Consider the following 217-nt stretch of genomic DNA (forward strand, 5'->3'; position numbering starts at 1 on the left):
TTTCGCCGGGCCGAAGTCCGGTGACCTTTACCTCGATATCGCCCTCCCCGGTGACGGGGTCTTTCACCTTTAGTCCGGACAGCGTGATCATGCGATGCGCGATGTCGATGATCTTCTGCGGCTCGCCCATATGGAGCACGAAAACATCACCGCCGGTAGCATATGCCNCCGCCAAGAGCACAAGACGGGCCGCTTCGGGAATGGTCATGAAAAACCG

At 58.8% G+C, this 217-nt stretch carries 1 protein-coding gene; it reads right to left on the bottom strand.

What is annotated here, in order from left to right:
• Window positions 1–217: polysaccharide biosynthesis protein (locus tag A3764_RS21800; RefSeq protein WP_161487531.1), on the bottom strand; the 217-nt coding region annotated here is incomplete at both ends.

The sequence above is a fragment of the Sulfitobacter sp. HI0129 genome (assembly GCF_001635395.1).
In the GTDB taxonomy this organism is placed as follows: Bacteria; Pseudomonadota; Alphaproteobacteria; order Rhodobacterales; family Rhodobacteraceae; genus Sulfitobacter.